General features: G+C 62.4%; 18 protein-coding genes and 2 pseudogenes. 11 read left to right on the forward strand and 9 right to left on the reverse strand.

Going from position 1 to position 25,760, the window contains the following annotated elements:
• The 3 genes and pseudogenes from VKI00_RS11005 to VKI00_RS33940 form a co-directional block, all read left to right on the forward strand.
• The coding region (locus tag VKI00_RS11005; protein ID WP_414687168.1) for a glycosyltransferase at positions 1–307 on the forward strand (307 nt) is incomplete at its 5' end.
• A gap of 245 nt (positions 308–552) precedes the next feature.
• Positions 553–2,091, forward strand: coding sequence for a hypothetical protein (locus tag VKI00_RS11010; protein WP_324437496.1), 1,539 nt, complete (start codon positions 553–555; stop codon positions 2,089–2,091).
• 232 nt (positions 2,092–2,323) lie between these two features.
• Positions 2,324–2,452: pseudogene (locus tag VKI00_RS33940) on the forward strand (IS30 family transposase); the annotation flags it as partial.
• 300 nt (positions 2,453–2,752) lie between these two features.
• Here the strand turns inward: VKI00_RS33940 and VKI00_RS11015 are convergent.
• Positions 2,753–3,675: pseudogene (locus VKI00_RS11015) on the reverse strand (hypothetical protein); the annotation flags it as partial.
• Positions 3,676–3,822: 147 nt separating this feature from the next.
• Between VKI00_RS11015 and VKI00_RS11020 the strand changes: the two are divergent.
• The gene (locus VKI00_RS11020) at positions 3,823–5,247 is read left to right on the forward strand and encodes an AAA family ATPase (protein WP_324437497.1); all 1,425 of its coding nucleotides are present in this window, start codon (positions 3,823–3,825) and stop codon (positions 5,245–5,247) included.
• A gap of 47 nt (positions 5,248–5,294) precedes the next feature.
• Positions 5,295–6,755, forward strand: coding sequence for an O-antigen ligase family protein (locus VKI00_RS11025; RefSeq protein WP_324437498.1), 1,461 nt, complete (start codon positions 5,295–5,297; stop codon positions 6,753–6,755).
• A 400-nt stretch (positions 6,756–7,155) separates the two neighbouring features.
• Here the strand turns inward: VKI00_RS11025 and VKI00_RS11030 are convergent, their stop codons facing one another.
• The 5 genes from VKI00_RS11030 to VKI00_RS11050 form a co-directional block, all read right to left on the reverse strand.
• The gene (locus VKI00_RS11030; protein ID WP_324437499.1) at positions 7,156–8,442 is read right to left on the reverse strand and encodes a hypothetical protein; all 1,287 of its coding nucleotides are present in this window, start codon (positions 8,440–8,442) and stop codon (positions 7,156–7,158) included.
• On the reverse strand, positions 8,439–8,621 hold the full coding sequence (locus VKI00_RS11035; protein WP_324437500.1) for a hypothetical protein: 183 nt from the start codon (positions 8,619–8,621) through the stop codon (positions 8,439–8,441). The genes VKI00_RS11030 and VKI00_RS11035 overlap by 4 nt, the downstream gene beginning before the upstream one ends.
• Positions 8,622–8,994: 373 nt before the next feature.
• Positions 8,995–9,426 (reverse strand): TA system VapC family ribonuclease toxin, encoded by a 432-nt coding sequence (locus tag VKI00_RS11040; RefSeq protein WP_324437501.1) that lies wholly within the window; start codon positions 9,424–9,426, stop codon positions 8,995–8,997.
• Positions 9,423–9,665: a CopG family transcriptional regulator gene (locus VKI00_RS11045; RefSeq protein WP_324437502.1), complete on the reverse strand. Its 243-nt coding sequence runs from the start codon at positions 9,663–9,665 to the stop codon at positions 9,423–9,425. The genes VKI00_RS11040 and VKI00_RS11045 overlap by 4 nt, the downstream gene beginning before the upstream one ends.
• A 510-nt stretch (positions 9,666–10,175) precedes the next feature.
• The gene (locus VKI00_RS11050; RefSeq protein WP_324437503.1) at positions 10,176–10,829 is read right to left on the reverse strand and encodes a YncE family protein; all 654 of its coding nucleotides are present in this window, start codon (positions 10,827–10,829) and stop codon (positions 10,176–10,178) included.
• A 382-nt stretch (positions 10,830–11,211) separates the two neighbouring features.
• Here VKI00_RS11050 and VKI00_RS11055 point away from each other — a divergent pair, with 382 nt between their 5' ends.
• The 5 genes from VKI00_RS11055 to VKI00_RS11075 all read left to right on the forward strand — a co-directional run bounded on the left by VKI00_RS11055 (position 11,212) and on the right by VKI00_RS11075 (position 17,655).
• Positions 11,212–12,444, forward strand: coding sequence for a hypothetical protein (locus VKI00_RS11055; protein ID WP_324437504.1), 1,233 nt, complete (start codon positions 11,212–11,214; stop codon positions 12,442–12,444).
• Positions 12,445–12,447: 3 nt separating this feature from the next.
• Complete coding sequence (locus VKI00_RS11060) at positions 12,448–13,722, forward strand: NAD(P)-binding domain-containing protein (RefSeq protein WP_324437505.1); 1,275 nt, start codon at positions 12,448–12,450, stop codon at positions 13,720–13,722.
• A 184-nt stretch (positions 13,723–13,906) separates the two neighbouring features.
• Positions 13,907–14,497 (forward strand): (2Fe-2S)-binding protein, encoded by a 591-nt coding sequence (locus tag VKI00_RS11065; RefSeq protein WP_324437506.1) that lies wholly within the window; start codon positions 13,907–13,909, stop codon positions 14,495–14,497.
• A 3-nt stretch (positions 14,498–14,500) separates the two neighbouring features.
• On the forward strand, positions 14,501–15,478 hold the full coding sequence (locus tag VKI00_RS11070) for an FAD binding domain-containing protein (RefSeq protein WP_324437507.1): 978 nt from the start codon (positions 14,501–14,503) through the stop codon (positions 15,476–15,478).
• Positions 15,475–17,655, forward strand: coding sequence for a xanthine dehydrogenase family protein molybdopterin-binding subunit (locus tag VKI00_RS11075; RefSeq protein WP_324437508.1), 2,181 nt, complete (start codon positions 15,475–15,477; stop codon positions 17,653–17,655). Before VKI00_RS11070 ends, VKI00_RS11075 begins: the two co-directional genes overlap by 4 nt.
• Positions 17,656–17,821: 166 nt before the next feature.
• Here VKI00_RS11075 and VKI00_RS11080 read toward each other — a convergent pair whose 3' ends face one another.
• Positions 17,822–19,528, reverse strand: a complete 1,707-nt coding sequence (locus VKI00_RS11080; RefSeq protein ID WP_324437509.1) for a glucosamine inositolphosphorylceramide transferase family protein — start codon at positions 19,526–19,528, stop codon at positions 17,822–17,824.
• 414 nt (positions 19,529–19,942) lie between these two features.
• Positions 19,943–20,932 carry a GNAT family N-acetyltransferase gene (locus tag VKI00_RS11085; RefSeq protein ID WP_324437510.1) on the reverse strand — a complete coding sequence of 330 codons (990 nt, stop codon included), beginning with the start codon at positions 20,930–20,932 and terminating at the stop codon, positions 19,943–19,945.
• A gap of 125 nt (positions 20,933–21,057) precedes the next feature.
• Here VKI00_RS11085 and VKI00_RS11090 point away from each other — a divergent pair, with 125 nt between their 5' ends.
• A complete protein-coding gene (locus VKI00_RS11090) occupies positions 21,058–24,555 on the forward strand; it encodes an indolepyruvate ferredoxin oxidoreductase family protein (protein WP_324437511.1) in 3,498 nt (1,165 codons plus the stop codon).
• 880 nt (positions 24,556–25,435) lie between these two features.
• On the opposite strand, the gene VKI00_RS11095 is transcribed toward VKI00_RS11090, so the two are convergent.
• A partial coding sequence (locus tag VKI00_RS11095) for a glycosyltransferase (protein ID WP_414687169.1) occupies positions 25,436–25,760 on the reverse strand: 325 nt, incomplete at its 5' end.

A 25,760-nucleotide genomic window follows, 5' to 3' on the forward strand; every position in this document is an offset into this window, starting at 1 on the left:
CCAGAGCGGCGTGCAGGTGCTGTCGATGCAGCTGGGCGTCACGCCGATTGTTTCCACGGCCGGTGGGCTGCCCGAATTCCAGCCGCCGGGCTGCCCGCCGGTCGGTGTCGACGACGTCGCCGGGCTCGCCACCGCGTTTGACGAGCTGGCCGACCCACGCACCGCGGCACTGCGCGGAGCCGCGGCAGCGCGCCACTACGCGCAGCGATTCGCCGTCGACTACAGCGCCGATCGCCTGCTGAAGGTGCTCACCGAAGTGGTGGCCGCTCGCTCGCCAGCGGCTCCTACCAGCGGGGGGGCGCCGTGACACCGAACCGGTTGGCAGCGTTCCGACACGCAGGTCGGCCGGTGTGGCGACTGTCGTCCGGCCTTCAGCCGCCCTCGCCAGCGGCAAGACGATCTTGGAACCCGAATCCGGTTGGGTGCGAGCGAACTTCGACCGATTCGTGGCGATCCGTCGCTTCGCCGCTTTGGATGGTTTGCGGGCGGTGAGCGTGACGCTCCGACCATCACCATCCATCAATTGATGTTTCTAGGTAAGGAGGCATTCAGGTGCCTACCCGCTTTATGACGGACCCGGATCAGATGCGGACCATGGTGGGCCGGTTCACCCGGGCCTCGGATTCCAATTGGACCACCAAGCTGTGGCTGTCACTCTTTCTCATGGCTTTCGTGGCGGTTTCGCTGATCGGCGTGCGCCTTGGTTTCGGCTCCCATGGCGATTCAAGAGCTATTTTCGAGAAAAGCGTGCCTGCGATTCTCCACGGGCACTATTTCCCCAGTCGCTCTCTTGGCAATCCCCTGTACGAAGCGGTCGCGAGTGTTCTGTATCCGCTGGGCGGCTTGACTCTTGTCAATATCTATTCGCTGCTACTTTCGCTAGCGTCGATCGCTATTTTTCTGCGGCAGTTGAAGGCTCAGGGGTCGCTGGCGATCTGGGCCGTGGCGGGCTTCGTCTTCAATCCGATCTTTCTGATTGAGGCGACATCCCCGACGGAATGGGCGCAAGCGACGTTTTTCTTCGTTGCCGCCATCGCACTTGCCCAAGGCTGGCTCGGCGCGAGACGGAATTGGCAATTGGCCCTCTACGCCGTCACGATAGGCGCATTAGTGCTGACACGGCCCGATTTCTGGCCCGCTTGCCTTGCTCTTTTCGCCGCTGTGCTTTGGCAGCTCAAGCGCCAAAAGCGCGCATCACTTTTGTTTGTCGGAAGCAATGCTGTAGCGGCATTGGCTGTGATGCTTGTTTTTACGACAATCAATGGTGGCCTCTCACCGCTGCGCAGAACGCAGGAAATGCTCGGCGAAGCAACTCTTTTGCGCCGCCTATTCGTCTCCATATTTGGATTTGTGAACCTGTTCGGCGTCGCAGGCCTTGCCGCGCTGGTGGCAGGCACCTTTATTTTGGTACGCCAAACAATTGGCTCGCAAGGCATCGACACCACGCTGACCGAGAAATTGTTCCTTCTCATCTGGCCGCTCTTCGTCATCCGCTTTGTCGCGCAGCCCGACAAGCTGGAATACATTCTGCCTCTCATCCCCGCCTCGTTGCTGGCCCTGAGTGCGCCGCGGCAGCCGCGCCTGGTCCCAGCGATTGTGGCGCTGTCTCTGATCGCGAATTCGCTTCTGTCGATCAGCCTGTTCGAAAGGCCGACTGCGTCGGACCAACTCCAATTCGCGCCGCGGCTAAACCGAGGAGCGTTGTTCCAGGACTGGGACCAACGGCGCGCCATCCAACGCGCTCTCGACCCCGATTTTCTTGACCGGTTGTCGGCGATTGTCTATGCCAGCGACGGCGGCCGCTCCCCCTCACCGCTTCGCTCGAAAAATTTCGACCCCGGTCTGACGAGTAACGAACGCGATCTGGTGATTTCCCAAGATCAGCTCTACAAGCTCGACAATGCGCGATTTCGCAAAGACTCAACGCTCGCGCGCGGGAACTACCGCCGGATATTTGTTTGCAACCAAACAATCGTGCCGTCACCGGCAGCCACTGGATGGCGCGTTCTGCAACCGCCGCCCATTTATGTGAATTTCGACCATGACCAAAGTAAGTTTCGTTGCTGGCTCGAAGACCCACCGAATGGGTGAATGACGTGTGGGCCATTTCCATCAGCGCAATTGATCGATCACGCCTCCTGCTAGATCGGGGTCATTGTTGTTGATGGTGTTTTCCGTGGTGGCAGAGTCGCGCTCGGGCTTGGTGTTTTCGTCGCCAGTTGGACCATGACAGCACATCGGCGACCGCTGCAGTGGGCGTCGCTGGCTGTGACAGGGCGGATTCCAGTGAACGTCGCAACACCGAGGCTATTCGGAGGTTGCGGTGCGAGCAGAGCGGAAGACCCGGCGTGGCGGAATGCTGGTGGAGAAGCAGGAGTGGTTCGTTCGGCTGATTGTGCAGGGGGTGAGTAATTCCGAGGCGTGTCGGATCGTAGGGATCAACCGCAGAACGCCCCAACTGGTCCCTCTGTTTGGGGGTTGAAGTCAGGCACGGTGAGTCTGTCGCAGACATACTCAGCTGTTCACTGCCGATCCAGCATATCCTGGCCACCAGCAGGTTGGACACTCGATCCAACGAGAAGCGTCAACAATCAGAAATCTTCCTGGCAATTTTGCGTAAGTGAATGGTTCCGAACGGAATACGATGTATTGCGATGGAATTTTGACAACGTCGTTTTCGGTGACGAATTGCACCACGTAGTTTATGTTGTAACGTCGGAGGATTTCCACCGTGCTCCCTTGCTTGACAAGCGTCGGAGCGGAAGCCCACCGGCGCGGCCAGCTTCTTGGTGACGTCGTCGGCGAGCAACTCACGCGCGATTTCCGGGTTCGGCAGGTTGACCACCAGTTGGGTGTGGGGGAACGCGTTGACATGCGCGGCGACCAGCCGCCGAATGGACGCGACGGTGATGGTCTGGGCACGGTCCGTGCTGTAATATCCCAGGGCTGCGACGCGGTCTTCAGGCGCCGGGCCCGGCGCGCCCAGCACGTCGCGCACATACGCGATGTGGTCCTCGCTGAAGTCGCCATACCCCGAGAACTCGAAAACGCTGAACCGCTCGTCGCGGTCGTAGCGGCGACCCAGCGCGGCGAGCAGCTGCTCGAAAGCGGCCAGGTAATTAGGGTTGTTCCAGTTCGGCACGACCTGCGTAATCCTGGGCGCGGATGAGCCGGTGGGCAGGGTTGTTTGACTAGCACTGGTCACCGCCGGTCCGGCATAGTCGGTGCTGGCGCCGGGAAGGGCGCACACCCAGTCGGGAATCGCGATATTCGTATCGTTCGGATAGTCGGGATCGCAACACGAGTTGTACGCGTGCACGCGCAGCATCAACCGCATGCCGCGGCCGGCCAGCTGCGCCAACGTGTCATCGATCACGCTGAAGTCGTACTTTTGGTCGTCGGGAGCATCGGGCGCCAGCGTGCCTGGATCTCTGGGCTGCAGCTGGCGCCACGACACCCGCGTCTCGGCGTCATACGTCTTGGGCTAGGCGGGATATCGCCGCTGCGCGGGATTGTTTGCGGGAAAAGTGGTGTCAAGAGATCTTCATACTGACCGCGCAGCGGATTGGATATCTCCTGCGCGGCCGCCGGTATGGCCGGGCTGGCAATGGCAAGCAACGGGCCCGTGTGAACTGCGGCGTGTCCGCCATATCCCCTCTTGCCGGCCCCGCGCACGCGACCACGGCAGCAAGCTCACAAACTCTATGCGACATCGTTGCCCCCGATTGCGACGCATACTTATGCGATCGGTTTGTCCATCCCGTTCACAACGGACAGGATAGACGCTATTCTCCTACTTACATACCTAGAGTGAGGTGTTAGATGAATTTCCGTACCTTTGTCGGCACTCTGGTCCGGCAGTGGAAACTCTTTGCAGGAGCGCTGCTGGCGTGCCTGGTAGGTGCCGGAACCCTCACGGCCGTCCAGAACAAGGCTTACCAGGCGTCCGCCACCATCCTGGTCTCGGTCTCCGGCGTGAGGTCATTCGTCGATCTGTATAACGCCACGGACGCTTCGCAAAAACTGCTGTCGTCCTACGCGGCGATCGCCGGCGGGTACACCGTGGCTCAGCGTGCGGTCAACGAGCTCCACGTCCCGGTCAGCGCCGGTGCTCTGGCGGGCCAGACCCATGTGACTTATACGCCGGAGACGATGCTGTTCACCATCACCGTCACCGACACCGACCCCAAACGGGTGGCGGCGCTGGCCGGTGCGATGGCCGATCAATTCAGCGCGATGGTTCCGACGCTCGGCAGGGACCCCGGTGCGCCGGCGGCCCAAGAAACCCCGACCACAGAGCCTTCCCCCTCGCAGCCGGCACCGGGTCAGCCACCGTTGCCGGTAGCCAGGGCGACGGTGGTGGAGCGACCCGGCGTACCCACTAGCCCGGTCGCGCCAGCGCCCATGCGCAACATGGTCCTCGGACTCATCGGCGGTGTTCTTCTCGGCGTTGCAGCGGCCCTCACTCGCGACGCGGCTGATCGCACGATACGCAGCCGCGAGCAGCTGGAAGAGCTTTCGGTTTCACCGACTTTGGCGCAGCTGCCCGCGCGGCGTGGTGGCAGCGCACCGCGGTTTGGTACCGAAAGCTCATTCGACGACGCGATGCGCGGTTTACGCACCCGATTGCTCAGGGCGATGGGACCTGAGGCCCGCCGAGTGTTGGTGGCGGCGCCGTTCGGCGGCGAAGGCAGCACCACGACGGCGCTGAATTTGGCCCTCTCGTTCGTCGAACTCGGCGAGAAAGTGCTGCTCGTCGAGGGCGATATCCGCCGACCGGTGATCGCCGGCTTGATGAGTGTCCAGTCGGGGTGCGGACTGGCCAACTTGCTCGTCGACCGCGATACTGGCCTCGAAGCAGTGCATAACACACGCATTCAGAACCTGTTCGTCCTTGCATCACGAAAAGCCCGCGACGACGAGACCTTGCCCCGCTGTGCGGACTTGCCGGACGTGTTCCAGGACTTGTCCGCACGCTTCAGTCGACTGGTGGTCGACGGCCCACCGGTGCTGGCCACCGCTGACACCGGCCTGCTGGCCGACGCTGTGGAAGTCACCGTGTTGGTCGTGCGTGCGGGGCGCACCACCGTCGATGAGGTCGAAGACGCACTGCATGCCCTGCGCTCAACCGGTACCAATGTCGTCGGCACCGTACTGACCGATGCTCGGGTGTCCCGGCACACTAAAGCTGCTGTCCGGACGTACTGGCGAAAGCCGTACCGGGCAAAGCTCGTCGGCGCATCGTGATCCTGTACGTGCGTGATCGCCGGCTAAACTTGGCACTCTCCGGGGCCATGCTGGCGGCGTTCCTGTTCGGGTGCTTCCTCTTCGGCGCACTCTCGGTGCGCAACTTTCGTGGGCTTGCGCTGATCGGCATGTTGTTCTGCGTGGCCGTGTATCGGATCAAACCGCAGCTGATGGCGTGCTTCGCGCTGTTCGCGGGGTACGGGTCGTTTCCCGCCAGCGTGCCTCTGGGCATGGTCTTCGGCCCGGTGGTGATCTACGCGTACCAGGTCGGGCTGTTGCTGGCAATCTGCTACCTGATCCCGATTGCGCGACCACGCTTCTCCGCCTACCTGTTGCCGGGAATGTTTCTGTTGACCGTGGTGTGCTTCATGGTAGTTGGATTCGCGTCCGGACGTGACGCCAAGTGGGTGGTGAGCGAGGCGACGGGTCTGTTCGAGGTGGTCGCCGGGTTCGTGCTGGCGATGCTGCTCGTGTACTGCGACTACATCAAGGGGGCGATGCACACGATCGCCGTGACGTTGTGGTTTTCGGCCGGCATGGATGTCGCTGGTTCGTTGCACGCCGTCCGGCTGGCCGGCCGGACGGAAACCATGAGGGGAGCCGGCGGGGGATGCGCTGCGATGGCGCAATGCGCGGGCGCCGAGGCCTTCCGCATAATCACCCCCGCCGAAACAGCGGCTACTGCCGTCTTGAGCGCACTGGTCGCCGCTTCGATCGTTGGTCGTGTCCGGCCGGCGACGTATCTTATGTTGGGCCCGCCCGCGGTGGTCGTTTCGGGGCTAGCGTTCTCCCGCAACGTCCTAATCGAGATCACGGTGGCCGCCGTCGTCGCGTTCGTCGCCAGCCTAGGTTGGTCGGCCGTGCGCAAGACAGCCGTCTTCACCGTTGTCTGCGCGGTGTTATTGCTGGTGACGGTACCGGGGTCGCTGTTTCTGCTCCAGCATTCGTCGGCCGGGGCCTGGCTCGGTGATCAGTTCACCGGATTCGATAACCGGGTGCTCGGCGGTGTTTCGTCAAAGGCGCTCGCCGTGGACGATTCGCTGCTGGCCAGGCTGCGCGAAGACGCCAACCTCAATCGCGCGATCGCCAAGGCCCCAGTGTTCGGCCACGGGCTCGGGTATGCCTATCAGCTGCCGTACGGGAAGGTGGGCAGTACCAGCGCAACCGCCGGCACCGTTTACGCTCACAACTTCTACCTATGGTGGCTCGCCAAAGCCGGGGCGGTGGGCATGGCGGCGTTTGCGTTGTTCGCGCTCACGCCGCTGTTCCGGGCGCTGCGCTCTGCGTCGGCGCCGGCCAAGATCAGTGCGGCGATAAGTGTCGGCATGCTCATGGTGTGCACCGTCGCCCCATATCCGGAGGGGTACGGCGCGTTGACACTGGGCCTGGCCCTCGGGTCGGCGATGGCGTTCGCCAGCCGGGGGCGCACGGAGCGGTTGGGCGCCGAACAGACACCGGCGCTGACGGGCGCCGAACAGACGCCGACACTGACTGGCGCGGCACGGTGAACGCCAGCGTGCGTACGCCTCATCGACTCGTTGATCAAGCGCCGATGTCGCTAAAGGGAGTAGGTTCGCCACCGGCGGGCGAGGGTTCTCGCTCAAGCGCACCCGCAAGGTATGTCAGGAGTCCTGGCCCCAGGAAGACAAAGCTAAGCGGGCCCACCGGCTGACCGCGTCGTCTTGCGGGCGCTGTGGCCGGGGGGTCGTGACAGGGCCAGGTCAGGCCCCGACGGCGCGGCAGGTGCAGCCACGACTGGGTTGTCCGACGCAGACGCGCGTTAATTTCCACGCGGCCCAAAAGGGTGCCCAGGCGCCTGGCGTTGGGTGAAGATGCCGATGGCGATGGCGAATCAATGGGTCATGCCGCCGTGGCACAACAACGGCAAGCTACTTCGAATGCCGATGGCTATATCGTGTCCGAATCACGTTCCGGCCGGAGGAACAGAGCAGCCGAGAAAGCGAATGGGGCGAGGACTACTGGGATGGGCAGGAAGTGTCGGCCCAATTCGACAGGATCCGATAACCACACCACAATCGAATAAGCGAACCACGACAGGAACGCGGTCCCGACAAGGATCCACACCCGTGCAGGACCCTGCCGCCGCCAAGCTGACACACCGAGGGTGGTCAACGCCGCTAGGTCGAAGAGGACCGTGAAGATCGGCCCGAACCGGATGGGGTCTGGGGAGAAGGCGTGTTCGAGCCACAGGTTGAACACGTCGGAAATGTATCCCGACACGGTGTCGCCGGGGATGTAGACGAGTTGCTCGACCGGGGTGAGGTGTCTGGCCTTAACCCAGTTCGAAATCCCACTGCATTGGGTGTTTCTGACGGCGTCGATTGGTGGTGTCCCATCGCCCGATCGGCGTATCTGGAGTGGGCCGATCGGATACCACTGGTAGGCGTCCCGAGCGGACTTGATCAACCGGTCGGATGTCAGCTCGGGGCAGTCGGTAAAGCCTGTCTGGTGGGCTGCCGCGATCATCTCCGGGGTTGCACGCAGGGCGAGGCGGTCCTGCGCCCGCCACACTTCACTCGATGAGTGGGCGACGTTGGCACTAAGCAACACACCGTAGGCGGTGATGGCGAAGGCACACAGCACCAATAGTGGGCGGCGGCAGCCGTCCCGCCAAGCGAGCAGGAACGCCACAAACATGATCGGCGCCAGGGCGATCAGGGTTACTGGCCGGCTCAACACGGCGACACCGAATCCCCCCACCATCGCAATACAGACGACAGGGAGGGGTACGGCCTGCCGCGCCCGCACATTCGATACGCACACCGCCCCAGTGACACAGGCCAGCGATCCCGATATCGTCAGCGACTCTGAAAGGATCGCGGCGTCCAAGAGTAGAACCCTGGGCTGCCAATACATCAGCGTGAACACCGCCAACCACCCAATAGCCACACGCCGCGACCGGATCACCACCAAACCGGCGATGGTTGCGAACGCCCACACCAACCCACCCAGAATCGACTGGGCCACCAGAGCCAACGGGATAGGTAACAGCCAGACGAGCTGAACGAACGGCGACCCGGTCCCATCCACACCCAGTACGTCGATAGCGGGATGCCAGGGGCCGAGAGCGGTATAGCGAGGAGAATCGTTGAAGATCATCGGCCCCAGCCAAAGGCTGACCACGCAGTGCAGGACGATCGACGCCGCCAGGAAAACAACTACCTGACGTGTCATACCCGGTGAGGTGACCGGCCCCCGAGTTGGGCGCGCACCGCGCGCGGTGAATTCATCGGGCCCGGCGGCAGATGACGGCGGGCCAACCGTCGCGGCTCGCGGGTCAACCGGCAGAACCATGCCAGCCCGATCCGCTGCATCCGCGGTTTTGGCACGAGGTCGTCTTCGGCGGTGCGCATGCGGTTGCCGTAGCCGCACAGAACAGCACCACTTTCATGGCCTTCGGCCAATCAGGCGGCGGGCAACGCCGAGAGCGGCACCACCACGGCTGGTCGGGCTCCTGGAGAAACAGCCCCCTCTGCTCTGGACACACCTTTCCAAACCGAATATCGTCATAGGCAGGAGTGTACATACCCATCGGATGGTATGGTGAGGAAAATCCGACTTAGAGTATTTGCCTCTCCGCAGGTTGACGGCCGTGCAAGGTCTACGACAGGCGGGCCACCACCGGCCCCACGCACGCCGCAGATGAACCGGTCATCCGCGTCGTACCCACGCCGATGTGTGACGAATGAGGCGGATGCGATTCTCGGGATGCCCGGCCTGACTAAATCAGATCAGCGTCAGGTTAGCCGCGCTGGCGTTGCGGACAGCGTCAAGGGGAATCGACTGATCGAGAGTCGCGAACCGGCCGCCGTTGGCGGTTGCGAGCGCGAGTAGATATGCGTCGGTTACCTGGCGATGCCCGTGCAACCGCGAGTAGTCGATAAGCTCGTCGTCGAGCAGGCTGACCGAACATGGCCAGTACTCGTGATGTTCGGTCGCCGCGGCGCGTGCCAACCTGCCGATCGCGTGGGCAGGCGGCACTGGGCTGGGGTATCGAGGCTGGCTGATGATTCGAACGAAGCCGTTTTGAGTTATTGCACACGACGCCCAGCCGTGGACGATCTCGGCGCCGACCCACCCGCGAACACGCTGGTGGTCGACGTGATCGCTGTCGAGCAGTGCGATAAGGACATTGACGTCCAGCAGGGCACGCGTCACACGGCTTCCTCGTCACGCAGCCGGTCGATGAGGGCGTTGGACACGGTGGACCCCCGATGTTCGAAGGGTTTGAAACCATAGAAGCTTTCCGGCCCTGTACGCGGATCGGCGCGTTGCTGTTGCGTGAGCGCCTGCCGGGCAAGATCGGACAGGACCTCGCCTGCGGTGCGGTTCTCGCGGCGCGCGCGTTCCTTCACCGCGAGCAGTACGTCATCATCCAATGACAGCGTGGTGCGCATGCATCTGATGCTAGCGCATCAACTCGGTGGACGACGGTCGAGCCAGAGCCACCTGCGTGCTGTAGGACCCTCTCCAACGTTTCGGTCGCCGCTCTTGCTGAAGCGAAGCGGTCGACGGTTGCGGGTCCACGGACGTACTCCGCCTGTACAGCATCGACGCCCTCGCGGAGCCGATGGTCTAAATTGCGCTGATCGGTGTCCCGGTAAACGGGCAAAAGCTGTTGCTGCGGAATAACGGAACCGCGCAGCCAGTTGACCTCGGACCCCAGATCGTGGCGTCGGGGGTAGCCCGGTTCGACCACGCCGTCGCCGATAAAACACACCTGATCTACTGCGCATTCGACGGCGCTCACTGGGCACTGATACCGAATTGACAAAGAACGTTCTGAGCCGCCAGGCGACGCCCGGCAATGGTTGATCGACAACGACCTCTGGGACAACAGCGTCGGCATGCCGCCCGAGATGTACGACCGGCAGCCGACACGCCGCGCCCAGACGCCGATGCAACTACTATCGAGATTCGATCACCGACACCGTGCCGTCGTCGAGGTTGGTGACGTAGACGGTGTGGGTGCCCGGATCCACCGCCACCCCCACCGAGCCCCTGCCGACGGGCACAGTGGCGGTCACGGTGCGCGTCGAGGCGTCGATCACCGACACCGTGTCGTCGTCGAGGTTGGTGACGTAGGCGGTGTGGGTGCCCGGGTCCGCCGCCACCCCGTCCGGTCTCTTGCCGACGGGCACGGTGGCGGTCATGGTGCGCGTCGAGGCGTTGATCACCGACACCGTGTTGTCGCCGTAGTTGGTGACGTAGGCGGTGTGGGTGCCCGGGTCCGCCGCCACCTCGATCGGTCTCTTGCCGACGGGCACGGTGGCGGTCATGGTGCGCGTCGAGGCGTTGATCACCGACACCGTGTCGTCGTCGAGGTTGGTGACGTAGGCGGTGTGGGTGCCCGGGTCCACCGCCACCCCGTCCGGGAGCTTGCCGACGGGCACGGTGGCGGTGACCCGGTAAGTCGGACCAGTCCACGGCGCACCCCGACATCCAGACAGGACCACGGCCAACACGACGGCACCGATGACCGCCAGCACGCGGGTGACCACCGGTATCGGCACGAGCCGCCAGTGTTCTGGAGTTGATCGATCATCGCCGCTGGCGCTCATATGCGCTCTCCTGGTCACCTTTTGTTCTTTTGTAGTGTTCGCAGCTTTCCATCATCCGCTTCGGTGCGCAGAGTCCGTCGCCGGCTCTGGCAGAATCACGACCCGTTTCTTGCCATCCGCGCAAAGCCCGGGGACAGGGTCCGCGCTGGTGCGGTAGAAACTGCCAGCTTGATCCGAGCCTGGATGGCCCGTGTGTTCCCACGTATACCCCGCACCACGTTCAGTGGATACTATAAGTCTGCTTTACGGCTGGACATTATCCGAAAAGTATGTATATAGTCGTAAAGCCGAATCATCCGTTTGTACCGGCAAGCCCATGATCGCTGCGGTCGCTTTGCGGGGGGTCGGTCCATATCCGTGAGGGGGAAGCCATGGGTGCCCAGTGACCCCTGTGGTGGTGGTCGGCGGCGTGCTCACTGCGCTTGGAGTCGTGCGCAGTCTGGCGAGCGCCGGTATTCCGGTATATCTCGCGTGCGACACGCGCTTTTGCCCTGCTGGCCTCTCGCGCCAATGCACGCTCTTGCGGGTGCCCGACCTCGAGGGACAGGGGCTGGTCGACGGCCTGTTGTCGATCGCCGGCCGGATCGGTGAGAAGGCGGTATTGATCCTGAGCAGCGACGTCCAGGTTCTGACCGTCTCGCGGGGGCGGGCCGCGCTGGAAGCACACTACTTTTTGGCCCTGCCGACCGTGACGATGGTCGAAGTACTCATGGACAAGGCCAAATTCCAGGCCTACGCCGAAGAGATCGGGCTACGGGTGCCGCGCGCGGTGGTGCTCGAGGAGGGCCACGATGAGCAGGCCCTCGACGTCTTGTCGATGCCGGTGGTCGTGAAGCCAGCCGACCATGAGCTGGCGCCGGCCGAGCGGACGACGCGCGCCGATACCGTGGCGGAGGCGCGCGCGGTCGCGCGGCGCATGCGCTGCGCCGCTTCCTCGGTGCTGGTCCAGGAGTGGATCGACGGCGATGACGACGACATCTACTTCACCCTGTTTGTTTGTGACGGGCAGGCCCGCATCGTGGCGCTGTTCACGGGCCGCAAGATGATTTGCGACCCTCCGCTCGTCGGCAGCACAGCGCTGTGCGTGGCGGCGGCAACCGAACAACATCAGACGCTGGCCGCGCAGACCCAGGCCTTCGTGACGGACAGCCACTATCGCGGCATCGGCGGGCTGGAGTTCAAGCGTCATCGACGCACCGGGCAGTTCGTCGTCGTCGAGCCGACCGTCGGTCGCGCCGACTGGCAGGAAGAGATCGCAACCCTTTGCGGCATGAACATTCCGGCCATCGCGTATCGGACAGCGCTCGGCGAGCCCGTCGAGCCGGCAGCAGCGATCGACCCCACGGTTGCGTGGCGAGCCTCGTTCAGGCACCGCCCTCGCGCGGGTGCGCTTCCACCCGGCACGCGATTCGTGGACGGCTATTTTCGCCGCGCCGATCCTTTGCCAGGCGTCTACAGCCTCTACACCTACGCGAGAACGTCGGCGCTTGCGCGCCTCGCGAAGCGCGCGCGCCGCGTTGCTGAGCTTCGGCGGTCGCGACCTGTGACGGAACCCATGCCCCGTGATCCAAACATCAACTTGCGCGTGACCCAAACATCAACCATTGGAGGATAAAGAATGCAGCCGATCGATACGGCAGTTGTCGGTGCAGGCCCCTATGGCCTATCTGTCGCCGCGCATCTGCGCGTTGCCGGGGTTCCGCACGAGGTTTTCGGCGAGCCGCTGGAGAGCTGGCGGGACTTCATGCCGCAGGGCATGAAGCTGAAATCCGAGCCGTTTGCCTCCGACTTGTCGGATCCGGCAAGGCGCTTTAGCTACGCGAAATTCCTTGCCGAGCAGGGTATCCCCTATCGGCCGGTGCGCGACCCGATCCCGCTGCAGCGCTTCTTGGACTACGCAGACTGGTTTCGCCGAAACGCCGTCGGCGAGGTGCGCCGCGCCAAGGTGCGCCGGGTCACCCGCGCAGACGGCGTCTTTTCCCTCGAGCTTGACGATGGCACGGTGGCCAAAGCCCGCCGGGTGGTCCTCGCGACCGGCCACATGGGCTTTCGCCACGTTCCCGACGAGCTCAAGGGTTTGCCCGACGCAATGTGCCTGCACAGCACCGCGCTGCACGATCTGCGGCAGTTCGCCGGTCGCGACGTAACCGTCGTCGGCGCCGGAGGGTCCGCCCTCGAATCGGCCGCGCTCTTGCAAGAAGCAGGAGCCACCACCCGCCTGGTGATACGGCGCAAGCAGATCACCTGGAACAGCCCCACGCGGCCCGACCCCACTTTGATCGAAAGACTGCGCTGCCCCGAGTCCGGTCTTGGACCCGGATGGCGCTCCTGGGCGATCTCGGAGTTGCCATTTCTTTACCGCCGCATCTTCAAGCCGGCCAAGCGGCACCGCTTTTTCCTCAACAGCTGGGGCCCCTCGGGAGCGTGGTGGTTACGCGAGCGCGTCGAGGGCAAAATCGTCGAGGGCAAAATCGATGTCCTCTTCGAGCATCAGATCGCCTCGGCACAGGCCGTGGACGGCCAAGTGCGGCTTGGCCTGACCGGCCCCGCCGGTGCGACAGAGATTCTCACCGATCACGTGATCGCCGCCACCGGATTCGACGTCGCGCTCGACCGGATCGATTGCCTCGAACCCACACTGCGCGCCCAGATCGAGCGGGAGGGCCCCTATGCGCGCCTCAACGCGCATTTCGAGACCTCGGTCAACGGACTGTTCATCGTCGGTCTGCCCGCCGCACCGGTCTTTGGTCCGGTCCAGCGCTTCATGTTCGGTGCCAAGCACGCCGCGCCGGCGGTCACCAAGGCCCTGCGCCGCCGCAGTGCCCGTGACGCCATCGACCAAGTTCCGGCCGCCCTCGACGAGCCGAAACTGAAGGTGCTTCAGCCGGATTAGGCGTCGAAACGATGGCCGCAGTACGTTTCGCGAAGCGAATAGGCCCGGCACGGGACCGCCCACTCGATGCCAACGGTGTGGGCGGGCATAGCATTTGCGTGGTGCAAAGCACGTTCGCCCAGTTGGGTCGCGCGAGGGTGCATCGCGAGGCGTTCCATGCCCGCGAGCCTCATTAGCTGAACCAGTGGACGACCGACTCCGACTCAACCGCAGGACATTCGTGGGCGCCTCCCTCGCCGTGGGTGGCGCCGTCGCCGCCTGGCCCGCCGTTGCCGGATGTGACCGCACCGACCACGGCCACGACGAAAGCCACACCGCGGTCGTACGCGCCCAGATCAACGGTGAGCATCGAGAATTCACCGTCGACAACCGCATGTCGCTGTTGGACATGCTGCGCGAACAAGCGGGATTGCCCGGAACGAAGAAGGGCTGCGACCAGGGCGCGTGCGGTGCATGCACGGTGTTGGTTAACGGTCGTAGGATCAACTCCTGCCTGACGCTGGCGGTGATGCACGACGGAGCGCAGATCAGCACCATCGAGGGCTTGGCCGACAACGGCAGACTCCATCCGCTCCAACAGGCGTTCATTGACGAGGACGCGTTTCAATGTGGTTACTGCACGCCGGGCCAGATCATGTCCGGGGTCGGGTGTATCGCTGAAGGGCACGCGCGCTCGCCGGCGGAAATACGAGAGTGGATGAGCGGCAACATCTGCCGCTGCGGGGCCTACACCAACATCGTCAACGCAGTCGCGACCGCGGCGCGGGACCACTAGCACGTGTTGCCGTTCCGGTACGCCAAGGCCGCCGACGAGCAGTCGGCGTTGCGGGCCGCGGCGGCCGGTGCTCGTTACATCGCCGGTGGTACCACGCTCGTCGACCTGATGCGCGAAACCGTCGAACGGCCCGACGCGCTGGTCGACATCAACGCCCTCCCGTACACGTCAATCGACCCGCAGCCGGGGAAAATCTACGTCGGATCCCTGGTGCGGATGTCCGATCTGGCCGCCCATCCAGTGGTCCGGCAACAAATTCCCATGATCGGTCAAGCCCTCGAGCTCAGCGCCTCGGCTCAGCTGCGCAACATGGCCTCCATCGGCGGCAACCTGCTGCAACGCACCAGGTGCCTGTACTTCCGCGACGTGTCCGCCGCGTGCAACCGGCGCAGCCCCGGCACCGGCTGCTCGGCGATCGAGGGGCGCAACCGCACGCACGCAATACTTGGCACGAGCCGACACTGCGTCGCGACCCACCCCTCAGACCTCGCGGTTGCACTGCTCGCACTGGATGCCGTGGTGGTGGCCCGGGACACGTCCGGGGAGCGGCGGCTTCCCCTTCCTGATCTCTTCCGCCAGCCCGGCGACACACCTGAGCAGGAGCACAACCTTCGCCCCGGCGAGCTGATCGCCGCCATCGAGGTGCCGGTCGGGCCCGAGGCCCGTCGGTCCGGCTACCTCAAGGTGCGCGATCGTGAGTCCTACGAGTTCGCACTGACCTCGGCGGCGGTGGCACTCGATATCGGCGCCGGCACGATACGCAGCGCGAGGGTCGCAGTCGGCGGGGTTGGCACCGTGCCGTGGCGCTTGCCGGCGGTCGAAGGAGCATTGCGCGGGCGGCCACCCAATGCCGACGTCTTCCGCGCTGCGGCCGCGCTTGCCGCTGACGGCGCAAAGCCTTTGCGCGAGAACGGTTTCAAGGTCGAACTCCTCAAGCGCACCGTCGAGAGACAATTGGCCACCGTGGCGGCGATGCCATGACGCACCCATTGCCCGCCGTGTCACAGTTCGTCTGCGGCCAGCCGGTTACCCGGGTCGACGGCCAGCTCAAAGTAACCGGGAAGGCCCCATACGCGGCCGACAACCAGGTTCCCGGATTGGTGTACGCCACGCTGGTGTGCAGCACGGTGGCACGCGGTCGCGTCAACCAAATGGACACCAGTGCCGCACTGCGGCACCATGACGTGCTTCGGGTGCTGACCGACTTCACCGGGGGGAAATTGCCGTTCGACACCCGCCAGGTTTCCTACTTCGGCCAGCCGCTCGCCGTGGTGATCGCCACGACACTCGAGGCGGCGGCCCACGGGGCGTCGCTCGTCGATGTCCGTTATTCAAGCCGACCAATATTGACGGATATCGATGCACCGCAGGCCGTTACGCAACCCGGGCATTACAACCGCGACTACACCCGCGGTGATGCGGACCAGGCGATTCGCCGTGCGTCGGTGGTGACAGACCTCCAGTTCAGCATCGCCCGCAACAATCACAATCCGATGGAATTGCCTGCAACCATTGCCAAGTGGGACGGCGAGAAGCTCACGGTGTGGGACAAAGTGCAAAGCATCAGCTCGGCGCGGCAGGTCTACGCCAAGGCGATGGGCGTGCCCCAAGACCACGTACGGGTGATCTCCCCATTCGTCGGCGGTGCGTTCGGTAGTGCCGGAGAGACCTGGCCGCATCAACTCCTGGCCGCCTTCGCCGCTCGGCGAATGCAACGACCCGTCAAGCTGGTGCTGACCCGCAAGCAGATGTACAGCGCAATCGGCTACCGGCCCACCAGCCGGCAGCGCATGGCCATCGGGGCAGACCACTCCGGACACATCGTCGCCATGATCCACGAGGGGCGCACCGAGACAGCCAAATACGGCACCTATGAGGATGGGCTGGTCGGCAATCCGCGGTTCCTCTACCGCGTGCCCAACATGCGTTCGACGTATCGCATTGTGCCGCTGGACGTCAATCTGCCGACGTACATGAGGGGACCCGGCGCGGTCACCGGAATGTTTGCGCTCGAGTCCGGCATGGACGATCTCGCACACCGGCTGGGCATGGACCCGATCGAGTTGCGCCTGCGCAACGAACCCGATGTCGACCAGACCACCGGCACGCCGTTTTCCACGAGACGACTCACCGACTGCCTCAGGCAGGGCGCGGCGACCTTCGGGTGGAACCGGCGTAATCCGACGCCCGGGGCCACCCACGACGGCGATCAACTCGTTGGGATCGGGATGGCCGCGGCGGCCTTTTTCACGGCGCGTAGTCAATGTGCTGCAATCGCTAGGGTTTTGGCCGATGGCACCGCCGAGGTGCAAAGCGGAACGAGCGACATGGGACCCGGAACGTATACGTCGATGACGCAGGTCGCCGCGGACGCTCTGGGGATGCCGCTTAGACGGGTGCGTTTTGCCCTCGGCGATAGTGGGTTCCCGCCAGCGCCTCCGCACTCGGGCTCGCAGACCATGGCGAGTGTGGGCGCGGCGGTGTTCACCGCAGCGAACATGCTGCGCGACAGGTTCATTCGCATAGCTGTCATCGACCCGGAATCGCCACTCAACGGCCTGCGCCCGGAGGACGTTGCGGTCACTGATGGCCGCATGTTCTCCACAATTTCCAAGGCCGGACCCGACCGCGGCGAGACGTACCAGGAACTGTTGCGCCGGCGCGGCTGGCCCCATCTGGATTCTGAGCAGACGTGGACGCCCAGCGACGCCGACAAGCGATACTCGATGTACGCCTACGGAGCCGTATTCGCCGAAGTCGTTGTGGACCCACTGCTTGCGACGGTGCGGATCCGCCGCATGTATGGATGCTACGACGCGGGCCGGGTGATCAATCCCAAACTCGCGCACAGTCAGGCGATCGGCGGCATGGTCGGAGGCATTGGGATGGCCCTGTTGGAAGGGACCCAACTCGACCACCGTGACGGCCGGATCGTCAACGCGAACATGTCCGATTATCTGGTTCCGGTCAACGCCGACATCCCCGCCCTGGACGCGACCTTCTTACCCGCGGAGGACAAGATCGCCGGCCCGATCGGCGTCAAGGGACTCGGCGAGTTGGTGATCGTCGGGGTACCCGCCGCGATCGCCAATGCCGTGTTCAACGCCACCGGCAGGCGCGTCAGCGATCTGCCCATCACGGTAGAAAAGCTGCTGTGAACGGGGCTGCGCGGCAAACGGCTCGTCGACAAACCCGGCCGAACCCGCAACTACCACGTCCCGCCCCTGGCTGCGCGTACTACGGCCCGCCGCGGCGTATTCGCGTCGAACACGGCTTGGCCTTGTTCCTCGTGCTGCGGGTTCCTGGCGCTCCGATAAATCAGGCTCAGCGAGAAGCAGCTTTGACTTGCTCAACCTTCACAAAATCAACTGCCAATAAGCCGCGATAATTGGAGAAAGTGTGAGTTCCAACGATCTTCGGGGCAAAGCTCGGCTCTATTATCCTAACGGTTTCTTCGCGATAAGTCTCCGTTCCCAGGTCTTTGATCTGTGCGATTCCCATTGATTCGCCGTATCGATCAAAGCCCTGTCTTTGAAATACTCGGAATAACTTCTCACCGTCTCGAAAAAAGCCTCCATTTCTGGCTCTTTCGCTATCGAAAATCACAGGATTTTTTGCGTGCGGCGTCCATGCATCAGAGTCGAAAGCATTGGAGTAAAATATGTGCAGTTCCGAGCAATTCTCTCCTATTTCGGAACTATCAATATTGGTCAGCAGCCACCATCTGTCTTTGAAAAAGAATATGTTGGTGTCTACTGCAGAGACATCCTTAATTAGAGTCTTATGGAAGGACCACCGAAGTGGAAATTCAGTGCATTTATACAGCCGTATTTCTCTTATCTCCCCAGTTTCGGGACACATATATAGTTCATTGTCGACTGTGAAGATAAATGGGTACGACAAGTGAAACGGCTCATCCAGGGCGGAGCCGAGCTCCTCGTATTTGTTACCGCTGATTTTAAAAACAGATATTTTGCCTCTGTTAGTTCTGAAGTCGAGATCCTCAACGAAACACACGTCCAAATCCCCGTGCCTGAAAACGAAAGGATCAGCAAGACAGCGATAGGGAGGGTTCGCAATGATATTTGATCCCGAGAGCACTGAACTTTGCCAATTTTCAGCGAACTGGTAGGCGACGCCCCAGCGTTGTTCTTTGCCACCCAGCCTGTTGAAAAGCCGTCGAGTCATCGTAATAAAGGTTTTAATTTGATATAAAGCAATAACATATAATGAGGGCATCGTGTAGGGTTGATATACATAAGGCGACCTAGGCAGAAATTGGGGCAAAATCCTTGTCCTGCCCAAATCTTCAAGAAATCTATGCATAAAGATATTTGACTTCTTGTAGATTTGTGCAAGATTTCGCGCATAAGGGGATATCGTAGCAATGGAGCCTCTCATGAGCACGTCCCCGTCGATGACGTCGCACGCCACTTGTGCGTCCACGTCTAATTCATCCGGCAATCTTTGTATTACGAAGCCCGTTGACGGCTCTCGATTAAACACCTCCCAGAAGCCGGGAGGGCCTCCTCCATTTACGTGATTATTCCCGTAATGAAAAGAGATAATTCCGAATTCGCATACTGTCAAAATTCCGCCGCGCAAAGTTCCACTTTGCCCGTTGAAAAGGACATCGACATTTAAACTCTTGATCTTATCTAGGTCTTCTTCACGATACCGATAAACCAATCCGCTCGTAAGTTTGAGTGGGCGAACGTGTATTTTTGGCACATGAAAAGTATCAACATGATGCATGTCAAAAGCGCTTTTACGTTTGGGATCCTTGACAAACATACGGCTTTCTAAGGCTAAAATAGCCTTGAAGCAGGCAGCGGCGACAAATTTTAGAAAATCCCGTTTTTTGAATAACCTGTAAGCCCTTTTAAGCAGATTCTTGTCCTCGGCAAATGTCTGCACAACCAAGTAGTCGATTGAATAATGCTCTGCCGATTTGCTCTTCTCTATTAAGTCATAAACTAGGCTCGGTTGGTATCCATCATCAACTAGATACCCAACACTAAGCTTTCTCATAGTCCCGTCGTTCCCCTTCCGGAATATTCAAAGCCGACTGCACTTTAGCGGAGTTGGGCGTTCACAGCAGCTTTTCCACCGTGATGAGCAGATCGGTGACGCGCCTGCCGGTGGCGTTGAACACCGCATTGGCGATCGTTGCGGGCACCTCATGCGCCTTCCGGGGTGGCGCTGATCCCCGAAGCCCTGCGCTGCCTCAAAGTGGGGGCGATGCCACGCTCCGCGTCGCGGTCACCCAGATCCGCGATTAGCTCGGTTAGATGCGTCACGGGGCTGATATCAATCCACCTGCGTGATACCAACCGCGCTATGCGGTTCATACACCGGACCGGTCACGGTCTCAACCCCGTCCGACCGGAGCCTCCCAACCCAAGGCGACCACGGCATGCCTCGTCGGGCTGGGGCGAAGCCCCGTTAGATATCGAGCAGCACGAACTCCGAGTACAGCAGGTCGAGTTCGTCCGGGGTGAATATCGCCGATCGGTATTGGGCGATTTCCTCCCTTCTGATCGCACGCGGCGCCTTGGGAAAGAGGCGCTCGTTCATCGCGATGCCGAAGGTCTTCTGTTGCCACATGATCGCCAGCTTGATTCGTTCGAGGTTGCGAGCAAGCACGTCCGGCGCGCTGCAATACAATATCTGGGACAACGGAATCCCGACCGCCCACCTCGTCGTACGGCGCAGACGCCGCTTGACCACCAGGTAGGCCGTGCCGCCGGCATCGCAGGCGGTCATGTGCAGGCAGTCATAGGACGCGTGGTCATCGTAGATCCGGCGCTCGGCCTGCCCGAGCGACGCGCGCACTGTCCGATCGTTGACATCGATGTCGACACGCGACTGCCAAAGGGTTTCGGCATTGAGCCCCGGCGGGAACAGCAACACGTGCCGGTCGAGGATTGACCACCCCGAGGCCTCTAGGATCCGTTGTGTCACCGGGGCGGGGGTGAGGGAGGTGTGGGTGATGCGCTCGTCGCGCCCCACGGCGGCCGCGGAGAGCGTCGCCCCCAAGCCCCGACCGCGATAATCCGGCGCGACATAAAAGCCGGAATGGTTGCAGACGATGCCGGTCTTTCCGTTGATCTCCCGCTGCACGCAGATCAAGCCGACATGGCCGACGATCCTGCCGCCATCAGTGAGAACGAAGCCTCGCGGCTTGTCCGCCAGCCAGTTGGTCGTGCAGAGTGGGCGCCAGTGATCAGCCGGGATACCGAAGCCGTGCTCGAGCAGATCGCAAATCTCGGCGGTATCCGCGGGCGTTGTGGGCCTCACCTCAAGGTCTGACCCGCGCGGGGTGTTTGCCGTCTCAGTCTGCGCACCCTGCCGAGGTCCCATGTCGCTCCTCAAATAGTGAAAGCAGGTCGCGCCTTGCGGGGTTGCGTTACGACGCTGCCCCGGGGCGGCCATACCGACAATCACCTCAAAATGGAGTATACATACTCACATGCGATTCAAGAACGAATTTGACGAACTGTTAGTCTTGTAAAGCCAAATTATGTGGACTAACTGTCCGCACACACCGTGAGGCCACGATGACAACTCCGCAGCCCATCGGCAGCTATTCGCTCGACGATCGATACGTCCGCAGCGCCGGCACCGTCCACCTGACTGGGGTCCAGGCGCTCGTGCGGGCATTTCGTGACCGCGCAATCCTCGACGCGGCACGCGGCTGCCACACGGCCACGTTCGTCGCCGGGTACGAGGGCTCACCGCTGGCCGGGCTGGACCTCGAAATCGCGCGGCAGCGGGGGGCCTTGGACGGATTCGACATCGTGCACCGCCCCGCTGTCAACGAGGAACTGGCCGCGACGTCAGTGATGGGGACCCAGTTGGCAGGTTCAGCGGGCCGGTTCACAACGCGGGGTATCACCGGCTACTGGTACGGGAAATCTCCAGGACTCGACCGGGCATCCGATGCTCTTCGGCACGCCAACCGGATTGGCACCGATCCGCTAGGCGGGGCTGTCGCCCTGGTCGGAGACGATCCCGGCGCGAAGTCTTCCACCGTGGCGTGCGCATCCGAGTTCGCGTTGGCGGACTTGATGATTCCCACGCTTTATCCCTGCGATCCGCAAGAGGCGCTCGATCATGCTGTGCACGCGCCTTACCTGTCACGGTTCACCGGGCTGTGGTCGGGCCTCAAGATCGTCACTGCGGTCGCCGATGGATCCATGACGGTGGCACTAGACTCCACGCGCGTCGAGCCCAGCTTCGACGGCCTCGGCGCGGCCCACCACACACCTGACGCACGGCTCATCGGCCGGAATCTGCTGCAATTCGAGCAAAGCCAGATCGACGACAGGCTGCCGCGCGCAATCGAGTATGCGCGAGCCAATTCACTGAATCGTATTGTCCAGCAAGGATACCGAGATCGGCTGGGGATCGTTGCCGCTGGCAAGACTTACCTCGACGTCAGGGAGGCTCTGGCCACGTTGGGCATCAGTGACGACGGACTGGGCCACTACGGTATTCGTGTGCTCAAGGTTGGCATGATCTATCCGCTCGATCCCGAGATAGTCGGCAACTTCGCGCGCGGGCTCGACGAAATCATCGTCGTCGAAGAGAAGCGCGCGTTCGTCGAGACCGCGATCAAGGACCTGCTGTATGGCACGGCGAACCCGCCTCGTGTGATCGGCAAGTTCGATCCTAGTGGACAAGTTTTGGTGAGCGCCTCCGGAGAACTCGACACCGATAGTGTCGCAACGGCTCTGGCGCGCAGACTGGGTAACGAGTACGCGATAGAACCTGTCCTGGAATGGCAGAAGCGATCCAAGCGTGCGCGTATCGAACTTCCGCTGCTGACTCGGACCCCATATTTCTGTTCGGGGTGTCCCCACAACTCCTCGACGAGGGTGCCCCAAGGGAGCACCGTGGGCGGCGGTATCGGGTGTCACGCCATGACCATGGTCATGGATGACAAGCTGGTCGGCAACGTCATGGGAGTGACCCAGATGGGCGGCGAAGGGGCGCAATGGTTGGGACTGGCGCCATTCGCGCATGAGAAGCACTTTATTCAGCACATCGGCGATGGAACATTCACGCATTCGGGCAGCCTGGCGATCAGGGCAGCCGTCGCATCCGGTGAGAACATCACATACAAGCTGTTGTACAACTCGACCGTCGCGATGACCGGCGGCCAAGATCCGGTGGGCGCGTTCACTCTCCAACGCCTTATTCAGCTGCTATGCGCCGAAGGCGTGGCAAAGATCGTCGTCACGACCGACGACTTGGACCGGGTCCGTTCGCAAAACCTGCCCAAAGAGATCGAGGTCCGCGACCGCGACGAGATGATCGCGGTGCAGCGGGAACTCGCCGCAGTGCCCGGCACGACCGTCCTCATCCACGACCAGGAGTGCGCGGCCGAAAAGCGCCGCAAGCGCAAACGCGGACAGATCAAGACACCGACGTCCAGAGTGGTGATCAACGAACGGATCTGTGAAGGCTGCGGCGACTGCGGCGAGAAGTCCAATTGCCTTTCCGTCCATCCGATCGATACCGAATTCGGCCGAAAGACAGCGATTCACCAGTCATCGTGCAATCTGGACTATTCGTGCCTAAAAGGCGATTGCCCCTCCTTTGTGACGGTCACCCCGGGACACGCACGAGTCAAGGTACACACGCCGCCGTTGGCCGGGAGCCGGCTTCCCGAACCCGAAAACGTGTGCGGTTCCGATGGCTTCGCGATGCGCATACTCGGCGTGGGTGGCACCGGTGTCGTCACGGTCTCCCAGATGCTGGCCACCGCCGCATTGCTGGACGGCAAGTCCGTTCGCGGGCTGGATCAAACCGGTTTGGCACAGAAGGGTGGCGCAGTCATTTCTGATCTGAAAATGACCGTCGCCCCGCAGCTTCGGTCGTCGAAGCTGGTCGAGGGAACCTGCGATCTCTATCTCGTCTGCGACAGCCTGGTCGGAACCGACTCGGCCAACCTGAAGGTGGCGTCGCGCGACCGGACCGTCGCCGTCGTGTCGTCCACGACGGTGCCCACCGGTCAGATGATTGTCGACACCACGGTTTCCTTTCCCGACGCGGGGACCATCCGAGACCGAATCGATGAATCGACCCGGCGCGCTGTTTACCTCGACGCTGGACACATCGCCCGGGAGCTGTTCGCCAACGAGCAGTACGCCAACATGATTCTGGTCGGCGCGGCGTATCAGGCCGGCGCCATTCCGTTGACCGCCGCGGCAATCGAACAGGCGATTACGTTGAACGGCGCGGCCGTGGAGACGAATCTGCAGGCGTTTCGTCGCGGCCGTCAAGTGGTGTGCGACCCGCTCGCGGCCGGCGAAATGATTACCCGGAGAACGTCTTCGTCCTCACCTCCGCCGCCACCACACGCCGCGCGCGTGATCGCCGCCGCCGTGCAGGCGGCCGAAGGGAGCGAACTGGCGCGCATCGTCCTATCGCGGGCTTGGGACCTAGTCGAGTACCAAAATGACTCTTACGCAAAGGAGTACACGGACTTTGTGGAGCAGGTCCGGGTCGCAGAATCGGCTGCGGCCGGCACGACCATTGTTACTGAAGCGGTAGCCCGTTACCTCTACAGGTTGATGGCCTACAAGGACGAATACGAGGTCGCCCGCTTGGCGGTCGATCCCGCCTTCCGCTCGAAGTTGGCCGCTGAGTTCGGTGCGGATGCGACAGCCAAGATACGACTGCACCCCCCATCGCTTCGTGCCATGGGTCTCAAGGACAAGCTGGCCCTGGGATCGTGGGTCAATCCGTGGCTGCGGGTGCTCTATGGGATGCGGTGGGTCCGCGGCACCAGGCTGGACATTTTCGGGTACAGCAGGATGCGTCGGCTAGAGCGAACACTCGTCGACGAGTATCGGGCCACAATCCTCGAAGTCGCGCAGTGGCTGTCACCACAGACCGTCGAGCCCGCCGCCGAGATCGCCGGGCTGCCTGACCTCGTTCGAGGTTATGAGGACGTGAAGCTTCGTGCCGTCGAGATCTACCGCACTCGGACGGCACAGCGGCTCGAGCAGTTGCGAGCGGGGTGGCTGACGCCGTCCAGTGGTCCATGATATGGACCACTGGATCGTATTGTGAGTCCCCCTTTTATCGCCATCGACCACATACTCACTCGTAATTGCACGGCAACGTCGCTGCGCACGCTGAAGATTCCAGGGTCGGACCATCGTGGTCTCGTCGCGACGATAGCGATTCCAAGGTCGTCGGCGCGCCCCTAATCACAGCCGTCCGCGCGAACGGCGTAGCATCAGCAGCCTTTTTCAGGGTCTGGTGGCGAGCCGGCGTCGTCAAGCCACAACGAAGCAATGTTGAACCTGTCAGGACTCGTCGCCGTCGTTCCGTCTTGCTGAATGTATTCAAGCTCAGCCTCTGCCATGTAACGCCCTGCGGACCTGCAGGGTCGGGCTATTGAAAGCCACTCGATAACACTGATCGCGCGTTAGATCCCATGCGACCGTCGCGTCGGACGGTAACTCTTGCCGGAGCTGCCGTAGAACCTCCTGTGCGTCGACCGTATGCATAGCCAGGGTGTAGGCCTGGATCCTTCCAGTGCCGAGGTCGCCTACGTCACGGTAGACAGCACCGTTATCCGTCAGGTACGAGGGCAAACTGGGATCATCGCCGTAGTCGGAACCGTTGTTGCTCGCCGCGTCTAGCGTGTGCGAGTCGTCCCAGTTGGCCCGCGTAGCTCCAATGCCAGGAATCAACTCGTCTCGGATGGCCGAAGTTGCTGGCAGCGACGCGGCGGCTGACGTGCTTGCCGGTGTGCTCGGTGTGCTCCCCGGCGAGGGCGACGAACAGCCCGCCGAAGCACTGACCAAAACGCACCCGACAACGAGGGCGGCGACGAGGGCGCGCATTATCACTTACCTCCAGTTCGAAAGTGAATTGCGAATGGCGGCAACCGGTTTGAGGCGGAGTCGGCAATCATGTTCATACTGACGCTTTCCCGATTCGATGACCCACTTCGGTGAGCACATCCACAAGGCCGTCCACGGCGTGATCGACGCTGAAGTGATCGGCGTAGTGACGCGACGCCGCTCCCCCACGCAGGGTCGCGGTGAGCGGATCTGCCAGATCATCGAACGCGGCAGCCAGCCCGGCGACGTCGTCGACGCCGACCGGTGGAAAGCCCGGGGGCTGGTACTCAGCCAGGCCACCGGAGGGGGAAGCGATTGGCATGACCCCCAGCTGCATCGAGAGCACCTGAACTCCGCTTTGCGAAGCACTGCGGTAGTGGGTGACCGAGCCTTTGGCG

Source organism: Mycobacterium sp. (assembly GCF_035314665.1).
Lineage (GTDB): Bacteria > Actinomycetota > Actinomycetes > Mycobacteriales > Mycobacteriaceae > Mycobacterium.